Here is a 22,486-nt window from a genome sequence, read left to right as displayed (position 1 = left end):
AACTTTCGTGTCGTACTGCGGTTGCAGCGGGGTCTTACGGGCTGTTGACGGGCGTTGACGCGCCGCTACGGACGACGGAGCGCGTCGGAGGCCGCGGTGGCGGCCGGGCCGGCGGCCAGCTCGGTCTCCAGGAGCTGCTTGCCGAGCAGCTCGGGGTCCGGGAGCTCCATCGGGTACTCGCCGTCGAAGCAGGCCCGGCAGAGGTTCGGCTTCTGGATCGTGGTCGCCTCGATCATCCCCTCCAGGGAGATGTACGAGAGCGAGTCCGCGCCCAGCGACTTGCCGATCTCGTCGACCGACATGCCGTTGGCGATCAGCTCCGCGCGGGTCGCGAAGTCGATGCCGAAGAAGCAGGGCCACTTGACCGGCGGGGAGGAGATCCGGATGTGGACTTCGGCCGCACCGGCCTCGCGGAGCATCCGGACCAGGGCCCGCTGGGTGTTGCCGCGGACGATCGAGTCGTCGACGACCACGAGCTTCTTCCCCTTGATGACTTCCTTGAGGGGGTTCAGCTTCAGCCGGATGCCCAGCTGGCGGATGGTCTGGGAGGGTTGGATGAAGGTGCGCCCGACGTAGGCGTTCTTCACCAGGCCGGCGCCGAAGGGGATGCCCGAGGCCTCGGCGTAGCCGATGGCGGCCGGGGTGCCGGACTCCGGGGTCGCTATCACCAGGTCGGCCTCGACGGGCGCCTCCTTCGCGAGGCGGCGGCCCATCTCCACGCGGGAGAGGTACACGTTCCGGCCGGCGATGTCGGTGTCCGGGCGGGCCAGGTACACGTACTCGAAGACGCAGCCCTTGGGCTTCGCTTCCGCGAACCGGGAGGTGCGGATGCCGTTCTCGTCGATCGCGATCATCTCGCCCGGCTCGACCTCGCGGACGTAGCTGGCGCCGCAGATGTCGAGGGCGGCGGACTCGGAGGCGACCACCCAGCCGCGCTCCAGGCGGCCGAGGACCAGCGGGCGGATGCCCTGCGGGTCGCGGGCCGCGTAGAGCGTGTGTTCGTCCATGAAGACGAGGGAGAAGGCGCCCCGGACCTCGGGGAGGACCTTCGCGGCGGCCTGCTCGATGGTGAGCGGCGCGCCGTCCTCGTCGACCTGGCCCGCGAGGAGCGCGGTGACCAGGTCGGTGTCGTTGGTGGCGGCGACCCGGGTCGCGCGCCCTTCCTTCTTGGGCAGGTCCGCGACCATCTCGGCGAGCTGCGCCGTGTTCACCAGGTTGCCGTTGTGGCCGAGCGCGATCGAGCCCTGGGCGGTCGCCCGGAACGTCGGCTGCGCGTTCTCCCACACGGAGGCCCCGGTGGTCGAGTAGCGGGCGTGACCGACCGCGATGTGACCTTGGAGGGAACCGAGAGAGGTCTCGTCGAAGACCTGGGACACGAGGCCCATGTCCTTGAAGACGAGGATCTGGGAGCCGTTGCTGACCGCGATTCCCGCGGATTCCTGGCCCCGATGCTGGAGGGCGTAGAGCCCGAAGTACGTGAGCTTTGCGACCTCTTCACCCGGAGCCCAGACACCGAAGACGCCGCAAGCGTCCTGGGGGCCCTTCTCACCGGGAAGCAGGTCGTGATTGAGTCGACCGTCACCACGTGGCACGTTTCCGAGTGTAGACGGGCTCGACCACTGGTCCGAATTGAGGAAAAGCGGGATCGGCCGCACTCGTGCGATCGCACGAAATGATCATCTCGTGCTTGGAGAGGGCTACAAACCAGGCGGGGGAAGGGATTCCGGCTCCGGGGCCGTGGAAAGCGGACGCTCGTACCGTCCCCGGAGCCGTCCCGCGATGTGACGGAGTTCGCAATCGGAGCGGATTCGAACCCCGGACGCTACGCGCGTCCGGCCGGTTCGGCGGTGGCGGTCAGTCCTTCTCCGGAGGCGTCGGCGAGCGTCAGGGTCCGGTGGTCGACCCGGTAGGTGAGCGGCCCGTCGAGGAGCTCGTACAGCTTGGTCTCCAGCTTCATCTGCGGGCCCGTGCACATCATCCGGGTGGTGGCCGCCGGGCCCTCGACGGTGAGGGTCGTGCCGTCGGTCTTCGCGGTCGCGGAGAAGTTGTTGCAGCCCAGGTTCCCGGTGACCTTGCCGTCCTCGCCCAGGACGATCCGCGCCTTGCCCTCGCTGCCGGCGGGCAGGGAGGACGCGGTCTTCCCGGAGAGCAGGCCGTCGACCTTCCACGCGGTGCCGCGCAGCGGGGCGGGGCGCTCGGCGGTGAGCGCGAGGACGTTCCGCCCGTCGGGGGAGGTCAGGGTGAGCGTGTCGTTCTTCAGCGTGCCCTTCAGCTCGCCGGAGAACGCCTCGACCAGCTCCTTCTCGAACCTCATCCGGTCGTCGGAACAGGCGATCTCGGTCATGGGCCCCGGGGAGGCGGTGAGGGTGTCGCCCTTCACGGCGACGGTGGCGTTGAAGGTGTTGCAGCCTCCGCTGCCCGTGACGCGCCCGTCCTTCCCGAACGCGACGCGGGCGTCGCGCGGGGCGTCGGACGCGCTCCCGTCGACGGTGACTTCGTCGACGGTCCAGTGCGTGCCGGTGAGCGGAAGGTCCGGGGAGACGGTGCCCGCCCCGGACCCGGAGCCTTGACCTCCCTCCGTGCCGCACGCGGTGAGCAGGAGGGCCGGGAGGAGCGGGACCAGGACGACGAGTGCTCGTGGCTTCGACATGGAAATGGGACGGACGAGCGGACGAGTCGGTTCCACGGCCCCCGCCGGCCCCCGGCGGACCTGCGGCGACCGGCCGTCAGCCCACGCCGTCAGCCCATCAGGGGCAGCAGGTCCGCCAGGTCGGCGCGTTCGCCGCTCGCGCTCACCAGGGCCGCGTCCAGCTCCGTCGCCCACTCCACGCGCCCGGTCGCGAGCCGGATCCAGGTCAGGGGGTCCGTCTCGACCACGTTGGGCGGGGTGCCCCGGGTGTGCCGGGGGCCCTCCACGCACTGGACGACGGCGTACGGCGGGACCCGCACCTCGACCGCCCCTCCGGGAGCCCGCGCCGCGAGGACGTCGGCGAGGAGACGGGTGCAGGCGGCGAGCGCCTGCCGGTCGTACGGGATGCCGGCGCCGGTCGCCTCGTTCAGGTCGTCGGTGTGGACGACGAGTTCGACGGTCCGGGTGACGAGGAAGTCCCCGAGCGTCATGGCCCCGAAGCTCAGCGGCAGGAGCCGCCCGTCGGACGCGCCCGCCACCGCCTCCTCGTAGTCGTCCTGCACGCGCGCGTAGAGCCCGTGCAGGTCGGAGGCGTCGGTCCCGCGCGCGTCCGCGTCGATCCGTTCGGCGGCCGGGGCGGTCCTGGACGGCCAGTCGAGCAGGGCCAGTTCCCTCGCGGCCGGCGCGGGAGCGGCGAGCAGCCGGGGCACGGAGTCGACCATCCGCGCGAGGTGCGCCGCCAGGTCCCGCACGGTCCACTCCCCGAGCCGGGTCGGCCCGTCGAGCTGGACCGGCGTGAACGCCTCGACGGCCGCCCGTACGTGCCGGAACTGGGCGTGGACCGCGGCCCGGGTCTTGGCGGAGTCGTAACTGCGGGTGCGCTTCTTGGCCGGTGGCATGGGGTGAGGGTAGTCGGCGACGGTGACGGTCGACGGCGGACGCGTCGGGGACGGAGACCGGGCGGGTGGGGCTCGACGGGTGGGGGCTCGACGGATACGGGCTCGGCAGGTGGGGGTTCGATGGGCGGAGCCTCGATGGGCCGGGGCCCGGCAGGTGAGGGCTCGACGGTTGGGAACTCGGCGGGTGGGGCCGCCAGGGGCGGAGGCCCGGCAGGTGGAGGCGGTTCGGACACGGGAGGCCTGGCAGGCGGGGTGGCGGGCGGAGGTCAGGCGGGGCGGCGGGGTGGCGGGCGGAGGTCAGGCCGTCGGGCGGGCCGGGCCCGGTATCGCCTCGAACGTCTCCCCGTTCTTCGGCACGCCGACACCGCGCCAGGTGAAGGGCACGCCCCTGGCCGTGTCCAGGTCGGGGCCGTTCATGAGGTGGAAGTGCACGTGCGGTTCGGTGGAGTTGCCGGAGTTTCCGCACCGGGCGAGCTCCTGGCCGGCCGTCACCCGGTCGCCCGCCCGGACGGCGAGCGAACCCCGCCGGAGGTGGGCGTACACCGCGTAGGTGCCGTTCCCGAGGTCGAGTATCAGGTGGTTCCCGACGATCCGCCGGGCTCCCGCGAGGACGCGGGCGGTGGCCTCGAAGAGCAGCAGATAGAGGAAGCCGGGCAGCGAGTTGCGGCTGAGGTGGTCGCGCTGGCCGTCCTCGGCGTGCGCGACGGTCGCGTCGGCGACCGCGAACAGCGGGGCGCCGAAGGCCGGGAAGTCCTCGTTCCGGCGGGTGACCGGCCACAGCCACGCGAAGGAGGGACGGGGCCGCTCCCCGTCTCCCGCCTCCGCCAGGATGTCGATGGCGTACGTCTGGCCGTACTGGTGGGTGCCGTGGCTGGGCGTCCGGTCCGCCGGGCTGTTGAGCGCCGACCAGCGCCCCGCGACCGGCGGATCCACCTCGACCGGGGGCAGCGCCGCCGCCCCGACCTGCTTCCGGGTGTGCAGGGCGAGCGCGATCCCGACCGCCACGGCGGCGACCAGCGGCAGCCAGCTCACCGCGTACGAGTAGGGCAGCCCGACGGTGAACGAGACGATCAACTGGACGAAGAACAGCAGCCAGAGCGTGCGGTGGAGCACCACCGCGGACTTGCGCGTGAACATGGGCGTTCCCCCTGAACGATCGTGGTCGACGGCTGTGACCGGAGGACGGGCGGCTGTGGTCGAGGGCTACGGGTGGGCCGCCGTGAAGGCCACCAGGAGCGGGACGACCCGGGCCGCCGGGACCTCGTAGCGACCGCGCCCGGTCGTGTGGAGCCAGCCCGCGGCGGTCAGTTGGCGCAGGTGGTGGTAGATCTGGCCGGTCGTGCCCGTCTCCGGGAGCTCGGCCAGCTCGGCGGCGGTGTGGCGGCCGCCGAGTATCTCCCGCAGCAGCCGGAGCCGTACGGGATGGCCGAGGGCGGCGAAGGAGTCCGCGGTCTCGGCCCAGTCCTCGTCGAGCAGCCGCTCGGTGAACGCGCCGAACTGCCACTCGTACCGCTCCTCGGTGGGCAGGCGGACCGAGCCCGTGAACAGCACTCCTCCGTCGGCGCCCCGCGGCCCCGCCTCGGCCAGTTCGCCCTTGAAGCCCTCCAGGGCCCAGAGGCGTCCTCCGGCGGTCTCGGGGCGCCCGGGGGCCTCCATCCCCTCCAGCGCCGCGATGCGCCGCTCCAACTCGGTGAACCGCTCTTCCAGCTCCATGCCCATAGATTACGTAACTACGTAACTCCGTGCAAGGGTGAATCCGGGGCGGCCGGGAAGAGGACGCGGAAGGGGACGACGAAGCCCCCGCCCGGACCCGAAGGTCCGGACGGGGGCTCCCTTACGTACTGCCGCTCGCCACTCCGAGGAGGCGATCGTCAGGCCAGCAGGCCCGGGATCGTCGCCTCGTGGGCCGTGCGCAGTTCCTCCAGGGAGAGCGCGAACTCGCCCTGCACGTCGACCGCGTCCCCGTCGACGACACCGATCCGGGTCGCCGGCAGGCCCCGCGCACCGCACATGTCGGTGAAGCGGAGCTCCTCGCTGCGCGGGACGGCGACGACCGCGCGGCCCGCCGACTCGCTGAAGAGGAAGGTGAAGGCGTCCAGGCCCTCCGGGACGACCAGGCGCGCGCCCTTGCCGCCGCGCAGGCAGGACTCGACGACCGCCTGCACGAGACCGCCGTCGGACAGGTCGTGCGCCGCGTCGATCATGCCGTCGCGGGAGGCCGAGATCAGGATCTCGCCGAGCAGCTTCTCCCGGTCGAGGTCCACGGCCGGCGGCAGACCGCCGAGGTGCTGGTGGATCACCTCGGACCAGGCCGAACCGCCGAACTCCTCCTTGGTGTCGCCGAGCAGGTAGAGGAGCTGGCCCTCTTCCGCGAAGGCGATCGGGGTGCGGCGGTTGACGTCGTCGATCACGCCGAGGACGGCCACGACGGGCGTCGGGTGGATCGCCACGTCACCGGTCTGGTTGTAGAGCGAGACGTTTCCGCCGGTCACCGGAGTGCCCAGCTGGAAGCAGCCGTCCGCGAGACCGCGGGTGGCCTCGGCGAACTGCCACATCACGTCCGGGTCCTCGGGAGAGCCGAAGTTCAGGCAGTTGGAGATCGCCAGCGGCTTGGCGCCGGAGGCGGCGACGTTGCGGTACGACTCCGCGAGCGCGAGCTGCGCGCCCGCGTACGGGTCGAGCTTCGCGTACCGGCCGTTGCCGTCGGTCGCCATGGCCACGCCGAGGTCGGTCTCCTCGTCGATGCGGACCATGCCCGCGTCCTCGGGCTGCGCCAGGACCGTGTTGCCCTGCACGAACCGGTCGTACTGGTCCGTGATCCAGGACTTCGAGGCCTGGTTCGGGGAGGAGACGAGCCTGAGGACCTGGTCCTTCAGCTCCGCGCCGTTCGCGGGCCGGGGCAGCTTGCCGGCGTCGTCGGCCTGGAGCGCGTCCTGCCACTCCGGACGGGCGAACGGACGCTGGTAGACCGGGCCCTCGTGGGCGACCGTGCGCGGCGGCACGTCCACGATCTGCTCGCCGTGCCAGAAGATCTCCAGGCGCTCGCCCTCGGTCACCTCACCGATGACGGTGGCGATGACGTCCCACTTCTCGCAGATCTCCAGGAAGCGGTCGACCTTGCCGGGCTCGACGATCGCGCACATGCGCTCCTGCGACTCGCTCATGAGGATCTCCTCGGGCGAGAGCGTCGCGTCGCGCAGGTGCACGCGGTCGAGGTCGACCCGCATGCCGCCGGAGCCGGCGGAGGCCAGCTCGGAGGTGGCGCAGGAGAGTCCGGCGCCGCCGAGGTCCTGGATGCCCGCGACCAGCTTCTCCGCGAAGATCTCCAGGGTGCACTCGATGAGGAGCTTCTCCTGGAACGGGTCGCCGACCTGGACGGCGGGGCGCTTGGTCGGCTTCGTGTCGTCGAAGGTCTCGGACGCGAGGACCGAGACGCCGCCGATGCCGTCGCCGCCCGTGCGGGCGCCGTACAGGATCACCTTGTTGCCGGCGCCGGAGGCCTTGGCGAGGTGGATGTCCTCGTGCTTCATCACGCCGATGCAGCCGGCGTTGACCAGCGGGTTGCCCTGGTAGCAGGAGTCGAAGACGACCTCGCCGCCGATGTTGGGCAGGCCCAGGCAGTTGCCGTAGCCGCCGATGCCGGCGACGACACCGGGCAGCACGCGCTTGGTGTCGGGGTGGTCGGCCGCGCCGAAGCGCAGCGGGTCGACGACCGCGACCGGGCGGGCGCCCATGGCGAGGATGTCGCGGACGATGCCGCCGACGCCGGTGGCCGCGCCCTGGTAGGGCTCGATGTACGAGGGGTGGTTGTGCGACTCGACCTTGAAGGTGACCGCGTACCCCTGGCCGACGTCGACGACGCCCGCGTTCTCGCCGATGCCGACGAGCATGGCGTCGTTGGCGGGGACCTTCTCGCCGAACTGCTTCAGGTGGACCTTGCTGCTCTTGTACGAACAGTGCTCCGACCACATGACGGAGTACATGGCGAGCTCGGCGCCGGTGGGACGGCGGCCGAGGATCTCGCGGATGCGCGCGTACTCGTCCTCCTTGAGGCCGAGCTCCTTCCAGGGCTGCTCGCTGTCCGGCGTCCCGCTCGCGTGCTTGACGGTGTCGAGGCTCATCAGGCGTTGACCAGCTTCTTGAGGATCGAGGTGAAGAAACCGAGACCGTCCGTCTTTCCGGTGCCGATCAGCGGCTCGACGGCGTGCTCGGGGTGCGGCATGAGGCCGACCACGTTGCCGGCGGCGTTGGTGATGCCCGCGATGTCGCGCAGCGAGCCGTTGGGGTTGACGTCCAGGTAGCGGAAGGCCACCCGTCCCTCGGCCTCCAGCTCGTCGAGCACGCGCTCGTCGGCGACGTACCGGCCGTCCATGTTCTTGAGCGGGACCTCGATCTCCTGGCCCTCGGTGTAGTCCGAGGTCCAGGCGGTCTCCGCGTTCTCCACCCGCAGCTTCTGGTCGCGGCAGATGAAGTGGAGGTGGTTGTTGCGCAGCATCGCGCCCGGCAGCAGGTGGGCCTCGGTGAGGATCTGGAAGCCGTTGCAGATGCCGAGGACGGGCATGCCCGCCTTCGCCTGCTCGATGACCGTCTCCATCACCGGCGAGAAGCGGGAGATGGCTCCGGCCCGCAGGTAGTCGCCGTAGGAGAAGCCGCCGGCGAGGACCACGGCGTCGACCTGCTTGAGGTCCTTGTCGCGGTGCCAGAGCGAGACGGGCTCGGCGCCCGCCAGGCGGGCGGCGCGCAGCGCGTCCTGGTCGTCGAGCGTTCCGGGGAACGTGACGACGCCGATGCGTGCGGTCACGACGAGGCCCCGGCGGTCTCCGTGGACTCCACCTTCACGGTGAAGTCCTCGATCACGGTGTTGGCGAGGAAGGTTTCGGCCATCTCGTGGATGCGGGCGAGGGCGGCGTCGTCGACCGGCCCCTCCACCTCCAACTCGAAGCGCTTCCCCTGACGGACGTCGGCGATTCCGGCGAATCCCAGGCGGGGCAGTGCACGCTGCACCGCCTGCCCCTGGGGGTCGAGGATCTCCGGCTTGAGCATGACGTCGACTACGACGCGTGCCACTGGCACTCCCGGTGGTGTGTTGCGAGGGCGGTTCCTTCAGCGTACCTGCCTCCAAATTCTACGCGGGTAGAGATCTGAAGGATCCTACAAAAGACGGGTTCCCGACGACCTCTCCGGCCACGTCACGCCCGACCCTCCACGGCAAAATTCACGTGAAATATTGCGGACCGCATTGCGCCGGGACACGCTGAAACAATTGGTAGGGCTTCACAATGCGACACCTGCCGCTGTAGAAAGGCTTCAAGAAGAAAGCAGCATTGTTCCGGCACAGCCGAACGGTCGGCATCGTCGCACGTCAGGAGCGCCACAAGCGCTCCCCACGACCTCGGCGGCCGCAGGAAAGGACCGATATCCGTGGCTCAGCGTGTGGTGGTCACCCTCTCCGATGACATCGAGGGCGGAGAAGCAGCTGAAACGGTCGCGTTCGGCCTCGACGGGAAGATGTACGAGATCGACCTGAATGCTGCCAATGCAAAGAAACTCCGCAAGGCCCTCGCGCCCTACCTCGCGGCCGGCCGCAAGATCCCCGCGCGGATCGGCGCGGGCGCCGACGGCCGGATCACGGCCGCGACGTACACGCACACCGACCTGGCCCCCGACCCGGCGGCGGTCCGCGCCTGGGCCCAGTCCAACAAGATGGACGTGCCCGCCCGGGGCCGGATCCCCAAGCGGGTCTACGAGGCTTTCCGCGAGGCGAGCTGAGGCGGGCCGCCCGTCGGGCGGAGCGCGGGAACCGAGGCGGGGTGCGTCCGGTGGGACCGGGGCGTCCGGGCGGGCCGGGGATGCCCGGGCGGGGCCCAGGGCGTCCGCGGGACCGGGGGCGTCCGGCGGGGCCGAGGATCTCCGGCGGGACCGGGAGCGTCCGGCGAGGCCGAGGGTGTCCGGTGGGACCGGGGGCGTCCGACGGGAAGGGCCCCCGCCCCCGTCGGCCCGTCCGTCCTCGCAGGCCGAGCCGATTTGCATTGCACCCCGGGTGATCGGCTAGAGTCTGGATCACGCCGAGGGGCGAGGCCGGAAGGCCCCACTCCAAGCAGCGTGCGGGTGTAGTTCAGTAGCAGAACAGCCCCCTTCCAGGGGGAAGGCGCAGTGTGCAATTCCTGTCACCCGCTCTGCATCGCATGACCGTCCACTCTTGTGGATCAGGTACAGTGGTGCTCGCACCGCCCGGTGAAAGCCGGTCGGGAGCAATGCGGACGTGGCTCAGTTGGTAGAGCATCACCTTGCCAAGGTGAGGGTCGCGAGTTCGAATCTCGTCGTCCGCTCAGAGTACGAAGGCCCCGGTTCTCAGGAACCGGGGCCTTCGACGTGTTCCCTCTTCCGCGCCCTCGTCCTCATGACATTTGTCAGCAGGGATCATGACAGTGCGCACTGCCGGGGAGGTGCGGACGCCGGGAGTCTGGACGCATGACACCTGCGATCGAGGCGACCGACCTGCGCCGTACGTACGCCGAGGGATCCGGCCGGAAGTCCGGCGGCGGCTTCGAGGCCGTGCGCGGAATCTCCTTCGCCGTCCCCCGGGGCGAGATCTTCGCCCTCCTCGGGACCAACGGCGCCGGCAAGACCTCCACCGTCGAACTCCTGGAGGGCCTCGCCGCACCCAGCGCCGGCACCGCCCGCGTCCTCGGCCACGACCCGTACCGCGAGCGGTCCGCCGTCCGCCCCCGGATCGGCATCATGCTCCAGGAGGGCGGCTTCCCCTCCGACCTCACCGTGGCCGAGACCGTACGGATGTGGGCGGGCTGCACCAGCGGCGCCCGCCCCGTCGGGGAGGCGCTCGCCGCCACCGGCCTCACCGGCCGGGAGCGCGTCCGGATCAAGCAGCTCTCCGGCGGCGAGCGGCGCAGGCTGGACCTGGCGCTCGCCCTGCTCGGCCGCCCCGAGGTGCTCTTCCTCGACGAACCCACCACCGGCCTCGACGCGGAGGGCCGCCGCGACACCTGGGACCTCGTCCGGCAGCTGCGGGACGGCGGCACCACCGTGCTCCTCACCACGCACTACCTGGAGGAGGTCGAAGCCCTCGCCGACCGCCTCGCGATCATGAACCGGGGCGAGATCGTGCTCTCCGGCACACCGGCCGAGGTCACCGCCGCGCGTCCCGCCCGGATCCGCTTCACCCTCCCCGAGGGCGTCCTGGCCGCGCACCTCCCGCTGCGCCTGCGGGCCGCCGAGAGCGGCGGCCGCGTGGAGATCCGCACCCGCGACCTCCAGGAGGACCTCTCCGTGCTCCTCGCCTGGGCAGGCGACGGCGGCATACGGCTCGACGGGCTCGACGCCCGCTCCGCCTCCCTCGAAGAGGCGTTCCTCGACATCGCCTCGCGCGAAGGATCCGCGCGGGACGGCCTGGACGGCTCGGACGATCCGACCCGGGACGGCCCGCAGGGCGCCCCGCCGCACGACACCGCAGCCCGCACCGACCGGCAGGAGGCCGACGCCCGATGAGCACCGCCACGACCACGCCCCCGGCCGCCGGGCCCGTCTCCACCGTCCGCAGCCGGCTCACGGCTCTCGGCCGGGCCGAGCTGACCCTCCTCGTGCGCAACCGGAACAATCTCTTCATCGCCCTGCTCATGCCGCTCCTCATGGTCTTCCTGCTGCGCTCCTCGCTCAGCCAGCTCGACGCGGAGACCCTGCCGATGGGCGCCGGGGCGGCCACCCTCATCGGCGGCACCGGCATGGTGCTGCTCCTCGTCGCCTACATGAGCCTGGTCTCCGCGCTCGTCGCCCGCCGCGAGGAGCTGGTCCTCAAGCGGCTGCGGACCGGCGAGGCGAGCGACGCGGAGATACTCATCGGCTGCGCCCTGCCCGCCACCGCCATCACGCTCGCGCAGTGCGCCGTCCTCACGGCCGGCGGCATCGCCGTCCTCGACGTGTCCGCCCCCGCCCGGCCCGACCTGCTGCTGCTCGGCGTCGCCGCCGCGATCGTGCTGCTCGCCGGGCTCGCCGCGCTCACCACCGTGATCACCCGCACCGTCGAGAGCGCCGGTCTGACGACCCTGCCGCTCTTCCTCATCTCCTGTTTCGGCTCCGGCCTCTTCGTGCCCCGCGACGCCCTGCCCCCGCTCGCCGCCGACCTCTGCGGGCTGCTGCCGCTCAGCGGCGTGATGGAGTTCGTGCGGGCCGGCTGGCTCGGTACCGCGCAGGCGGAGAGCCTGGTGGGCGCCGGGCTCAATACAGTGGCCTGGGGCGTCCTGACGGCGTGGGCGGTCCACCGGTGGTTCCGCTGGGAACCGCGACGCTAGACCTCGGGAGGGGGCGGCCTGATGTCCAGGCTGACGGGATGGTGGTCCCGGCGCAGCAGCGCCGAGAAGGTGGAGCTGTACACGCGGTGGACCTTCCACCTCTTCGTGCCGATCGAGCTGTTCGTGCTCGGCGGCACCCCGTTCAACCACGACGGGGAGAGACCGCTCCCCCCGCAGGCCGCGGTCGGACTGCTCCTGTGGATCGGCGTCCACGCCGTGCTCTGCGCCTTCCTCGCCTCCCGCGCCCTGGACCACACGACCGGGAAGCGGGAGCGGCCGGTCCGGCTCGCCGTCGCGGTGGCCGGCGTCACCCTCGCCGTCGACCTCGCCCTGAACCTCCTGTGGGCGGGCGGAGCGCTGCCCGATCCGGCGGTGAACGTGAGCGTCCTCGCCGGGACCTCGATCTTCACGCTCTGCGCCCTCGTCCTCTGCCTCGGCCCGGTGCGGCACGTGGTGTACGCGGTGCTCGGCACCGCCGTCGCCACCGGAGCCCCGATGGCGGCGGTGGGCAACGGCCTCGACATGGCGGCCGGTTCGGCGGTCGGCATCCTCGTCGGCGGCGTCTTCATCTCCATGACCAGCGGCTTCTCCTCCTGGCTGCTCCGGATCGTGCAGGAGCTGGAGCGCTCCCGGGACCTCAAGGCCCGGCTGGCCGTCGCCGAGGAGCGGCTCCGCTTCGGACGGGACCTGCACGACGTCATGGGGCGGAACCTGTCGGTGATCGCGCTCAAGAGCGAGCTCGCGGTGCAGCTCTCCCGGCGCGGACGCCCGGAGGCCGTGGACCAGATGGTCGAGGTGCAGCGGATCGCGCAGGAGTCGCAGCGGGAGGTGCGCGAGGTCGTGCGCGGCTACCGCGAGGCCGACCTGCGGGTCGAGCTGGAGGGTGCGCGCGGAGTGCTGGGGGCCGCCGGGATCGACTGCGCCGTGGACGCCCCGGCGCTCGACCTGCCGTCCGAGGTGCAGTCGGCCCTGGGCTGGGTCGTCCGGGAGACCACGACGAACGTCCTGCGCCACGGGGACGCGCGCCGGTGCGCGATCGTCCTCCGGGCCGAGCCGGGGGCGGTGCTGCTCACCGTCGAGAACGACGGGGCGGAGGAGGCGGGCGCCGGAGACGGGACGGGGACGGCCGACGCCTTGAGCAGGGCGGGGCGCGGGTCCGGGCTCGCCGGGCTGCGGGAGCGGCTGGGCGCGGTGGACGGCACCCTGGACGCGGGCCCGGCGGCGCCGCACTCGTTCCGCGTGACCGCCCGCGTCCCGCTGCCCCGCACGGGACGGAGCGGGGCGGCGCGGACGCCCGCGGTCCCGGCACGGGCCGTGCGTGGGGAGAACGAGGAGTACGGGGAACACGGGGGGCACGAGAGGCACGGCAGGCACGAGAAGGAGGAGACGGTCGCGTGACCGTACGCGTACTGCTCGCCGACGACGAGCATCTGATCCGGGGGGCGCTCGCCGCCCTGCTCGCCCTGGAGGACGACCTCGTGGTCGTCGCCGAGGCCGCGACCGGACCCGAGGCACTCGCCATGGCCCGCGCCCACCGCCCCGACGTCGCCGTGCTCGACCTGCAGATGCCGGGCATGGACGGTGTGATGGTGGCCACTGCCCTGCGGGACGAACTCCCCGACTGCCGCGCCATGATCGTGACGAGCCACGGGCGCCCCGGGCACCTGAAGCGAGCCCTTGCCGCGGGCGTCCGAGGCTTCGCCCCGAAGACCGTCAGCGCCCAGCGGCTCGCGGAGATCGTCCGTACCGTGCACGCCGGAAACCGTTACGTGGACCCGGAGTTGGCGGCCGACGCCATAGCGTCCGGAGACTCGCCGCTGACCGTCCGGGAGGCCGAGGTGCTCGAACTCGCCGCCGACGGGGCGCCCGTCACGGAGATCGCCCGGCGCGCCTCGCTCTCCCCCGGGACCGTCCGGAACTACCTCTCCTCGGCCGCCGCGAAGCTCGGTGCCGAGAACCGTCACACGGCGGTGCGTCTCGCGCGGGCGAAAGGTTGGGTATAGTGGGCTGCGCGCTACGGCGCATGCGGACGTGGCTCAGTTGGTAGAGCATCACCTTGCCAAGGTGAGGGTCGCGAGTTCGAATCTCGTCGTCCGCTCCACGAAGAAGCCCCCGGTCGGACCGACCGGGGGCTTTCTCGTTCCCGGCTAGCTCCAGGCGTTGCCGGTGAGGAGTTCGTAGGCCTCGGTGTACTTGGCGCGGGTCGCGTCCACGACCTCCTGCGGGAGGGCCGGCGGGGGCTGCTCGCTCTTGCGGTCCCAGCCGGAGGCCGGGGAGGTCAGCCAGTCGCGCACGAACTGCTTGTCGTACGAGGGCTGGGCGCGGCCCGGCTGCCACTGGTCAGCCGGCCAGAAGCGCGAGGAGTCCGGGGTGAGGACCTCGTCGGCGATGACGAGCCGGTCGCCGTCCGGGGTGCTCTCGAAGCCGAACTCGAACTTGGTGTCGGCCAGGATGATCCCGCGCTCGCGGGCGATGTCCCGGGCCCGGGAGTAGACGGCGAGGGTCGTCTGGCGTAGCAGCGCGGCCGTCTCGGCGCCGACCTGGCGGGCGACCTCCTCGTACGACACGTTCTCGTCGTGGTCGCCCACGGCGGCCTTGGTGGCCGGGGTGAAGATCGGGGCGGGCAGCTCGGAGCCGTCGCTCAGGCCCTCGGGGAGCGCGAGGCCGCAGACCGTGCGGGACGCGTCGTACTCGACGAGGCCGGAGCCGGTGAGGTAGCCGCGGGCGACGCACTCGACCGGGACCATGTTCAGGGACTTGCAGACCAGGGTGCGGCCCGCCCAGTCGGCGGGGGCGCCGGCGGGCAGCTCGGTGGAGAGGACGTGGTGCGGGACCAGGTCGGAGAGCCGGTCGAACCACCACAGGGAGAGCTGGGTGAGGACCCGGCCCTTGTCGGGGATCTCGGTGGGCAGGACCCAGTCGTACGCGGACAGGCGGTCGCTCGCCACCATCACGAGGTCACCGGCCTCGTTCCGGTACAGGTCGCGCACCTTGCCCGTGTGGAGATGGGTGAGGCCCGGGACCTGGACGGGCTCGGGCTTTTCTACGAATCCGGACACGGTTCCTCCGCGTAGGTTGATCCAGGAGCGCTTCGATTCTCTCGCACCCGCGTGGACCACCGGTGGGCGGCCTCTCCGTACGGGCCTCCCGGCCCCTCCCCGTACCGGTCAGTCCCTCTTGCAGATCCGGTCGAGGAGGTTGGCCGTGGCGCGCTGGACCCGGGAGTCGACGTGGCCGGGCCGGTCGAGGGCGGGCGACCAGGCGAAGGTGCCGGAGGCGAAGACCCAGGCGCCGGACGGGGCCCGGTAGAGCGAGGTCTCCTGGTGGCGCAGCGCGCCGTCGCCGTCCCGGTAGGGCGAGTGGGCGAGCAGGATGCGGCTCTCGTGCTCGGGGAGCGCGGTGCGCGGGAAGTACCGGTCGGCCTCGCTCGCGACCAGGCCGGGGATCTCGTCGCCGTCCCCGGCGCCGGTGGCCTCCCAGAGCCAGTGCCCGGCGTTGCGCACGACCAGCGGATGCGGTTCGGGCACCCGGCCCGCGTACTGGACGCCGAGGAGCTGCTGCTCGGGCCGGTCGACCTCGCGCCAGAGCGCGGGACGTCCGGGGCCCTGGCGCTTGCGGCAGGTGAGGAGCCGGTCGGGCGCGCCGGAGGCCGAGGGGCCCAGCTCCACCTGCCAGTACATGGTGTTGGCGGAGAGGAAGACGAGGGAGGTGCCCTGGTCGCGGGCGCGTTCGGCGGCCTGGCGCATCGGCGCCGACCAGTACTCGTCGTGGCCGGGGAAGACCAGGCCCCGGTAGCGGCCCGGGTCGACGCGGCCCGCGTGCAGGTCGCGGGTCTCGGCGTACGCCAGGTCGTAGCCGTAGCGCTCGGCCCAGCGGATGAAGTCGTAGGCGTGGCCGACGTGCAGCGGCAGCCCCGCGCCCGCGTAGGGGCGGTCGAAGGAGACGGTGACGGCCGCGTCCTCCTCGCCGAGCAGCCGGCCGTCCTCGTCCCAGGCGTGGTAGAGGCTGGCGCCGGTGTGCCCGTCCTCCGGATAGAGGTTGTACGCCTGCCAGGTCACGTCCGGGAGGACGAGGAGCAGGTCCGCCGGGTGGTCGTCGCGGACCGTGAAGGGGATGTGGGAGCGGTGCCCGTCGGCGGTGGTGAGGACGGCGACGTACGCGCCGATCGCCCAGTAGCCGGGGACCTGGAGCCGCCAGGACTGCCACCAGTGGTGACAGGAGACCGTGCGGTCGACGATGAGCGGGGCGGGCTGGACGATCCCGGAGAGGCGCGGGCTGGTGATGATCTTCGCGGCGCCGTGACCGCCGTAGTGACCGATCCGATAGATGTCGACCGAGAACTGCTGCGGCGGGTCCACCGTGATGTGGAAGTCGATCGAGTCGCCCGGCGCGACGGCTCCGCCGGACGCGAAGCCCTTGATCTGGCGCCGGACGTCGTCGGCCGTGCGGGGGCCGCCGGTGCCGCCCCGGGCCAGGACCTCGTCCGCGTACCAGGGCACCATCTGGCCGGTGTCGTCGAAGTAGTTGTCCGAGCCGCGCAGCCAGGGCAGCGGGCCCTGGCCGAAGGGATCGGAGACGGCGTGCGCGAGCGCGCCCGACTCCCACCGCCTGATCTGATCCGCCCCCATGCTGCGCCCCTCCCTCGACTCCCCCGGTCGGCCGGTCAGTGCCCGTGGATTCGTGCTTCTGTCAGTGATGGCCTCCAGCACATCACATAACGCACGCACTCCGTCACCGTTCGTCGTGAATTGACGAGAGTGGAAGACGAGATTCCGCATGTGCCGTCGGTCTATGCCGGGGGCTCGCGACGGAACCGCGTCCGGGGCGCTCCGGAGTACGGGGTCGGCGGCGGGCCGGGCGGGCAGGTCGGGCGTAGGGCCGGCGGTGGCGCCGACGGCGGGTCAGACGAGCCGTACGGGCTTCTCGGGGCGGACGCCGGTGCGCGCGAGCCAGTCCCGCAGCGGCTCGGGGTCGCCGTCCTCGACGAGGGAGAGGACGCGGGGGCCGAGGTCCGTCGCCCGCTCGCCGCCGAGGAGCAGGGCGGGTCCGTCGAGCCAGTCGAGCCCGGGGGCCGCCTCGGCGGTGTCCACGGCAGCGCAGCAGACCATCGCGGTGACGTGGTCGGCGAGCAGGTCGTGGCCGCTGCGGGGCGGCTGGAGCGGGAAGAGCGGCAGGGGGCCGTCGGGGCCGCTGACGCCCTCGTACGCGGTGGCCCGGTCCGCCGCCGGGGCGGCGGCCGCCTTCTGGCCCCGGGCGCTCTCGGCGGCGAACCGGGCCTCCCGCGCGGCCTCCTCACGGGCGAGCAGGGCGCTGAGGGCCCCGGCGAGCGCGTCGGCGGCGGGGTTGACCGGGAGGTCGTCGTCGAGGTCGTCGCAGTCGTCGCGGTCGTCCGGATCGCCGAAGTCGACGAGGCCGTCACGCCCGGCGAGGTCTGCGGGGTCGGTGCGGTCTGCGAGGTCGGCGGGGTCTGCGGGGCCGGCGAGATCGGCGAGGTGGTCGCGTCCGTCGGGGTCGGCGGGGTCGGCGGGGTGGTCGCGTCCGTCGTGGCCGGCCGGGGCGGTGGCGGCTTCGGCGGGTGCTCCCGGGGCCGGTGCGGGTGCCGTCGCCGTGGACGCGGCCGTCGGCGCCGTCGTCAGGCGGTCGATCACGCGGGTCAGGGTCGGGCCGTCGGCCGGGGGCGGGGCGCCGGGGGTGGCGGCGGCCGCGTCGATGCCGTCGAGGACCCGGTGGAGACGGGCCGCGTCCGTGCGCCACTTCCGGTCGACGACCTCTTCCGGGTACTGGCTCCACTCCACCGGCGACCAGTCGGGGCCGGGCGCGGCCGGGCCGCCGTGGAAGAGGCGGGCGGCGAGCAGCGAGGTGGCCTCGTCGACCGCGCCCGGCTCCTCCAGGAGGTCGCAGGCCGGGCGCTCGCCGAACCGGGAGGAGAAGCCGTCCGCGAGCCGGTCGCGGCGGGACAGCTCGGTCAGGGCGGAGACCACGCCCGCGTCGAGCTTGGCGGGCCAGCGGCCCATCCGCCAGGCGGGCAGCGCGACCCGGGTCAGGAGGCGGTCCCAGCCCGCGTAGGCCAGGCCGACCTGCTCCTGCGCCACGATCCGTACGCCGTAGTCGACCTCCTGGGCGCGCTCCGATCCCGCGGCGGCGACTCCGCGCTCCATCTCGGCGGCGTGCCCGCGACAGGCGCGCAGCAGCACGCGGGCGACCTGCCCGACGCCGTGGGCGCCGAGGCGGCGGACCGGGTCGAGGCCGGGGTCCCGGGGCACGGCGATCGCGGCGTCCAGGCCGCGGACGAAGCGGCGGGCGGCGGCTATGTCGGGATGGGCGGCCGGGCCCGTGCCGGCGACGACGGGGGCGAGGACCGCCCGCAGCTCGCCGACCCGCATCCACCAGAGGAAGGGCGAGCCTATGACCAGGACGGGGGCGGCGCCGGCTCCGCCGCCCGCGCGGCGGGTCCGGTGGGCCCGGTGCGTGCGGTCCTCCAGCCAGCTGTCGCAGTCCGGGGTCAGGGCTATCGCGGCGGGTGCCGGGACGCCGAGCCGGTCGGCCAGGTCCCGCACCAGCCGGTACAGGTCGGGGGCGGCGGTCTCGGCCAGCTCCACCGTCGGCGTGGCGGCCGGGCGGGCCCGGGCGACGACGAGGGCGACGGCCGTGGCGGCGAGGAGGACGACGACCGCGAGGACGGTCACGATCCAGCGGGCCGTGCCCCATCCCGTACCCGAGAAGTGGCCGGTGACCTCGCCCGCGTACAGCACGACGGCCACCGCGGCGGGAAGCACCGCGAGGCCCAGTGCCCTGCCGCGGACGCGGAGGACGGCGAGGGCCCGGGAGCGCGCGGCGCGCGCACCCCACTCCTCGCCGACGGCGGAACCGGTGCCGGACACGCCGCTCATCATCCCCTCCTGCCCTGGTCGGGACTGCCTGTGGCGGTGTTGGTCACTCCCCCACTGTGGCACCCGTCACTGACATCGCAATGCCGGTGGGCCAAGTGCCGGAACGCCTGCGCCGCACCCTAGTTGGGGTGGTGGCGGGCGTCATCCGGATGGCTCATCCGTCACTCGATGGAATGGCTTTGGGCAAAGGTGATGGCGATCGTGGGGCCGTGCGGTGCACCGCACGGCCCCGTGGAGCGGTCGTGCGAGAATCAGGCCCCGGCGGCCTTCCGCGCGATGTCCGTGCGGTGCTGGGAGCCGTCGAGCCGGATGCGGCCGACCGCCGCGTAGGCGCGCTCGCGGGCCCGCGCCAGGTCCGTTCCGGTGGCGGTGACCGAGAGGACACGGCCGCCCGCGCTCACCACGGCGTCGCCGTCCCGCTTCGTACCGGCGTGCAGCACGTACGCGTGCGGGGCGTCGAGCTCCGCGATCTCCTCCAGGCCCGTGATCCGGTCGCCGGTGCGCGGGGTGTCCGGGTAGTTGTGGGAGGCGACGACCACGGTGACGGCGGCGTCGTCCCGCCAGCGGAGCGGCGCCTGGTCGGCGAGCGTGCCGTTGGCGGCGTTCAGCAGGACGCCGGCGAGCGGGGTGGCGAGCCGGGCCAGGACGACCTGGGTCTCGGGGTCGCCGAAGCGGGCGTTGAACTCGATGACCCGGACGCCGCGGCTCGTGATCGCCAGACCGGCGTACAGCAGGCCGGAGAAGGGGGTGCCGCGGCGGCGCAGCTCGTCCACGGTCGGCTGGAGGACGGTCTCCATGACCTCGTCGACCAGCTTCGGGTCGGCCCAGGGCAGCGGGGAGTAGGCGCCCATGCCGCCGGTGTTGGGGCCCTCGTCGCCGTCGAGCGCGCGCTTGAAGTCCTGCGCGGGCTGGAGCGGCAGGACGGTGGTGCCGTCGGTGATGGCGAAGAGGGAGACCTCGGGGCCGTCGAGGTACTCCTCGATGACCACGCGGTCACACGCGAGCGCGTGCGTCCGGGCCTTCTCCAGGTCGTCGGTGACGACGACGCCCTTGCCGGCGGCGAGGCCGTCGTCCTTCACCACGTACGGGGCGCCGAAGGCGTCGAGCGCCTCGTCGATCTCCTCGGGAGTGGTGCAGACGTAGCTGCGGGCGGTGGGCACGCCGGCGCCGGCCATGACGTCCTTGGCGAAGGCCTTGGAGCCCTCCAGCTCCGCCGCCTCCCGCGAGGGGCCGAAGACGGGGACGCCGGCCGCGCGCACGGCGTCGGCGACGCCGGCGACGAGCGGGGCCTCCGGGCCGACGACGACGAGACCGGCGTCCAGCTCGGTGGCGAGGCGCGCGACGGCGTCGCCGTCCAGCTGGTCGACGGCGTGCAGCTCGGCGACCTCCGCGATTCCGGCGTTGCCGGGCGCGCAGTGCAGAGCGGTGACGTCGGGATCGAGGGAGAGAGAGCGGCACAGGGCGTGTTCGCGGGCGCCGCCGCCGATGACGAGGACCTTCACGCAAGCCAGAGTAGCCCGCGGGACGGGATGCCCTTCGTACGGGCCACCGAGCGAGACGCCCCTACTCGTTCGTGTATTCCTCCACGACCGTGGCGCCGAGCTCGCGCACGATCAGGTCGTGCCCGGAGAGGGCCGAGTCGACGAGGTCGGGATCGTCCTCCTCCGGAACGTCGTCCTCCGGCGCCACGGGCCGCGGCGCGGGCGGGGCGTACGCGGGCGGGGACGGGTCCTTGGCGGGCGCGGGCTGCTGCGGCCGGGCGGGAGCGGGGGCCGCCTGCGCGGGCGGGGGCGGCGGGGCCTGCTGGAAGGAGGGCGCCGGGGCGGGGGCCGGGGCCGCCGGACGGCCGCCGAAGTTGGCGGCGGCGGGCGGCGGTGCGGCACCGCCCGAGGGGTCGACGATCGCCTCGACCTTCCAGTTCACGTTGAACTGCTCGGCAAGGGCCTGCTTCAGGACGTCCTCGCTGCCGCTGCTCGCGAAGTTGTCCCGGGCGCCGGCGTTGAGGAAGCCGAGCTGGAGGGTGGTGCCGTCGAACCCGGCGACCTGCGCGTTCTGGCTGAGCAGGATCCACGTGAAACGGCGCCGGTTCTTGACGGCGTCGAGGATCTGCGGCCACAGGTTCCGCACCTGGGCGGTGTCTCCGCCGGTGGGAGCGGGGGTGGAGGCTGGCGCGGGCGTGGGCGCGGCGGCGGGCGCGGGGGCCTGCGGGGCCGGGGCGGAGGCTCCGGGCCAGGCACCGGGGGCGCTGCCGCCGCCGGGCGCCGCGGCCCCGGGCCAGGCACCGGGCCGGGGCCCGCCCGACGCGGCGGGCGCGGGAGCCTGCGGCTGCGGCGGCGTCTGTACGGGTACGGGCGGGGGCGGCGGCGGGGCCATGGGGGTGTGGGCGTCGGGTCCGGGGACGTATCCCATGGCGGACGCGGGGGGGCCGGCGGGTCCGGGGGTGAAGACGGGCGCGGGGGCGGAGGCGGCGGTGGTCGTGGCGCCGCGCTCCAGCCGGTCCAGGCGCGCCTGGACGGAGCGCTCGTCGTCGTAGGCGGCGGGCAGCAGGACGCGTGCGCAGATCAGCTCCAGCTGGAGCCGGGGGGAGGTGGCGCCGCGCATCTCGGTGAGGCCGGCGTTCACGAGGTCGGCGGCCCGGCTGAGCTCGGCGGCCCCGAAGACGGACGCCTGCGCCTGCATGCGCTCGACGACGTCGACCGGGGCGTCGATGAGGCCCTTCTCGGCGGCGTCCGGCACGGCGGCCAGGATCACCAGGTCGCGCAGCCTCTCCAGGAGGTCGGCGACGAAGCGGCGGGGGTCGTTGCCGCCCTCGACGACCCGGTCGACGACCTCGAAGGCGGCGGCGCCGTCACCGGCGGCGAAGGCGTCGACGACGGAGTCGAGCAGCGAGCCGTCCGTGTAGCCGAGGAGCGAGGTGGCCATGGCGTAGGTCACGCCGTCGTCGGCGGCGCCGGCCAGGAGCTGGTCCATGACGGACATCGAGTCGCGCACGGAACCGGCGCCGGCGCGCACGACGAGGGGCAGCACGCCCTCCGCGACGGGAATGCCCTCGCGCCCGCAGACGTCGCCGAGGTACTCCCGGAGGGTGCCGGGCGGCACGAGCCGGAAGGGGTAGTGGTGGGTCCGCGAGCGGATGGTCCCGATGACCTTCTCGGGCTCGGTGGTGGCGAAGATGAACTTCAGGTGCTCCGGGGGCTCCTCGACCACCTTCAGGAGGGCGTTGAAGCCCGCCGAGGTGACCATGTGGGCCTCGTCGATGATGTAGATCTTGTACCGGCTGGAGGCGGGCCCGAAGAAGGCCTTCTCCCGCAGGTCGCGGGCGTCGTCCACGCCGCCGTGCGAGGCGGCGTCGATCTCGATGACGTCGATCGACCCCGGCCCGTTCCGCGCGAGGTCCTGACAGGACTGGCACTCGCCGCAGGGCGTGGGCGTCGGGCCCTGCTCGCAGTTCAGGCAGCGGGCGAGGATGCGCGCGCTGGTCGTCTTGCCGCAGCCACGGGGCCCGCTGAACAGGTACGCGTGATTGACCCGGTTGTTCCGCAGGGCCTGCTGCAGCGGGTCGGTGACATGCTCCTGACCGATGACCTCGGCGAAGGACTCGGGGCGATAGCGGCGGTAGAGCGCGAGAGACGACACGTGTACGAGGTTATAGGCGCGCACCGACAACTCGGGAAAAACGTGGGGGGGCGGGGGCTCGGGGCGGTGGGGGCCGGCCGGCGGGCGGCGCGGGGCCGACTGGTCCTGGCCCGGCGGCTGGCTGGT

The 22,486-nt window shown here is 73.1% G+C and carries 18 protein-coding genes and 3 tRNA genes; 8 read left to right on the top strand and 13 right to left on the bottom strand.

What is annotated here, in order from left to right; translation table 11 throughout:
- Positions 1 to 65: 65 nt before the first annotated feature.
- The 8 genes from purF to purS form a co-directional block, all read right to left on the bottom strand.
- Entirely contained in the window at positions 66 to 1,592 is a 1,527-nt protein-coding gene (gene purF, locus ACIQKA_RS17775; protein WP_366373069.1) for an amidophosphoribosyltransferase, read from the bottom strand.
- A 230-nt stretch (positions 1,593 to 1,822) separates the two neighbouring features.
- A complete protein-coding gene (locus tag ACIQKA_RS17770; protein WP_402541459.1) occupies positions 1,823 to 2,650 on the bottom strand; it encodes an META domain-containing protein in 828 nt (275 codons plus the stop codon).
- 89 nt (positions 2,651 to 2,739) lie between these two features.
- Positions 2,740 to 3,528 carry a sterol carrier family protein gene (locus tag ACIQKA_RS17765; protein WP_383433828.1) on the bottom strand — a complete coding sequence of 263 codons (789 nt, stop codon included), beginning with the start codon at positions 3,526 to 3,528 and terminating at the stop codon, positions 2,740 to 2,742.
- Between the two features lie 297 nt (positions 3,529 to 3,825).
- Positions 3,826 to 4,665: a M23 family metallopeptidase gene (locus ACIQKA_RS17760; RefSeq protein WP_402541458.1), complete on the bottom strand. Its 840-nt coding sequence runs from the start codon at positions 4,663 to 4,665 to the stop codon at positions 3,826 to 3,828.
- Positions 4,666 to 4,731: 66 nt separating this feature from the next.
- Entirely contained in the window at positions 4,732 to 5,241 is a 510-nt protein-coding gene (locus tag ACIQKA_RS17755) for an ArsR/SmtB family transcription factor (protein WP_383149286.1), read from the bottom strand.
- Positions 5,242 to 5,399: 158 nt separating this feature from the next.
- Positions 5,400 to 7,649, bottom strand: coding sequence for a phosphoribosylformylglycinamidine synthase subunit PurL (purL, locus tag ACIQKA_RS17750; RefSeq protein ID WP_383433834.1), 2,250 nt, complete (start codon positions 7,647 to 7,649; stop codon positions 5,400 to 5,402).
- Positions 7,649 to 8,329, bottom strand: a complete 681-nt coding sequence (gene purQ / locus ACIQKA_RS17745; RefSeq protein WP_366373075.1) for a phosphoribosylformylglycinamidine synthase subunit PurQ — start codon at positions 8,327 to 8,329, stop codon at positions 7,649 to 7,651. The genes purL and purQ overlap by 1 nt, the downstream gene beginning before the upstream one ends.
- A complete protein-coding gene (gene purS, locus ACIQKA_RS17740; RefSeq protein WP_078489458.1) occupies positions 8,326 to 8,601 on the bottom strand; it encodes a phosphoribosylformylglycinamidine synthase subunit PurS in 276 nt (91 codons plus the stop codon). Before purS ends, purQ begins: the two co-directional genes overlap by 4 nt.
- Positions 8,602 to 8,949: 348 nt before the next feature.
- On the opposite strand from purS, the gene ACIQKA_RS17735 reads away from it, so the two are divergent.
- From ACIQKA_RS17735 to ACIQKA_RS17700, 8 genes are all read left to right on the top strand, one after another.
- Positions 8,950 to 9,297, top strand: coding sequence for an Lsr2 family protein (locus ACIQKA_RS17735; RefSeq protein WP_383433837.1), 348 nt, complete (start codon positions 8,950 to 8,952; stop codon positions 9,295 to 9,297).
- A 335-nt stretch (positions 9,298 to 9,632) separates the two neighbouring features.
- Positions 9,633 to 9,704, top strand: a tRNA-Gly gene (locus tag ACIQKA_RS17730).
- Positions 9,705 to 9,784: 80 nt separating this feature from the next.
- Positions 9,785 to 9,857, top strand: a tRNA-Gly gene (locus tag ACIQKA_RS17725).
- Positions 9,858 to 9,999: 142 nt separating this feature from the next.
- On the top strand, positions 10,000 to 11,034 hold the full coding sequence (locus tag ACIQKA_RS17720) for an ABC transporter ATP-binding protein (protein WP_383149292.1): 1,035 nt from the start codon (positions 10,000 to 10,002) through the stop codon (positions 11,032 to 11,034).
- Positions 11,031 to 11,834 carry an ABC transporter permease gene (locus tag ACIQKA_RS17715; protein ID WP_402541455.1) on the top strand — a complete coding sequence of 268 codons (804 nt, stop codon included), beginning with the start codon at positions 11,031 to 11,033 and terminating at the stop codon, positions 11,832 to 11,834. Before ACIQKA_RS17720 ends, ACIQKA_RS17715 begins: the two co-directional genes overlap by 4 nt.
- Before the next feature lie 21 nt (positions 11,835 to 11,855).
- Positions 11,856 to 13,232, top strand: coding sequence for a sensor histidine kinase (locus ACIQKA_RS17710; RefSeq protein ID WP_402541454.1), 1,377 nt, complete (start codon positions 11,856 to 11,858; stop codon positions 13,230 to 13,232).
- Positions 13,229 to 13,837 (top strand): response regulator transcription factor, encoded by a 609-nt coding sequence (locus ACIQKA_RS17705; RefSeq protein ID WP_366373080.1) that lies wholly within the window; start codon positions 13,229 to 13,231, stop codon positions 13,835 to 13,837. The genes ACIQKA_RS17710 and ACIQKA_RS17705 overlap by 4 nt, the downstream gene beginning before the upstream one ends.
- A 22-nt stretch (positions 13,838 to 13,859) precedes the next feature.
- Positions 13,860 to 13,935, top strand: a tRNA-Gly gene (locus ACIQKA_RS17700).
- A 46-nt stretch (positions 13,936 to 13,981) separates the two neighbouring features.
- Here the strand turns inward: ACIQKA_RS17700 and ACIQKA_RS17695 are convergent.
- The 5 genes from ACIQKA_RS17695 to ACIQKA_RS17675 form a co-directional block, all read right to left on the bottom strand.
- Complete coding sequence (locus ACIQKA_RS17695) at positions 13,982 to 14,893, bottom strand: phosphoribosylaminoimidazolesuccinocarboxamide synthase (RefSeq protein WP_383149296.1); 912 nt, start codon at positions 14,891 to 14,893, stop codon at positions 13,982 to 13,984.
- A gap of 108 nt (positions 14,894 to 15,001) precedes the next feature.
- A complete protein-coding gene (locus ACIQKA_RS17690; protein WP_402541451.1) occupies positions 15,002 to 16,462 on the bottom strand; it encodes a N,N-dimethylformamidase beta subunit family domain-containing protein in 1,461 nt (486 codons plus the stop codon).
- A 273-nt stretch (positions 16,463 to 16,735) separates the two neighbouring features.
- Complete coding sequence (locus tag ACIQKA_RS17685; protein ID WP_402541450.1) at positions 16,736 to 18,724, bottom strand: hypothetical protein; 1,989 nt, start codon at positions 18,722 to 18,724, stop codon at positions 16,736 to 16,738.
- A 251-nt stretch (positions 18,725 to 18,975) separates the two neighbouring features.
- Positions 18,976 to 20,226 (bottom strand): phosphoribosylamine--glycine ligase, encoded by a 1,251-nt coding sequence (purD, locus tag ACIQKA_RS17680; protein WP_383441307.1) that lies wholly within the window; start codon positions 20,224 to 20,226, stop codon positions 18,976 to 18,978.
- 61 nt (positions 20,227 to 20,287) lie between these two features.
- Positions 20,288 to 22,360: a DNA polymerase III subunit gamma and tau gene (locus tag ACIQKA_RS17675; RefSeq protein WP_402541449.1), complete on the bottom strand. Its 2,073-nt coding sequence runs from the start codon at positions 22,358 to 22,360 to the stop codon at positions 20,288 to 20,290.
- Positions 22,361 to 22,486: the final 126 nt, after the last annotated feature.

The organism is Streptomyces sp. NPDC092045 (assembly GCF_044756005.1).
In the GTDB taxonomy this organism is placed as follows: domain Bacteria; phylum Actinomycetota; class Actinomycetes; order Streptomycetales; family Streptomycetaceae; genus Streptomyces.
Note: the sequence above shows the minus strand (reverse complement) of the source record. Positions and strands in the feature narration are given on the sequence as shown.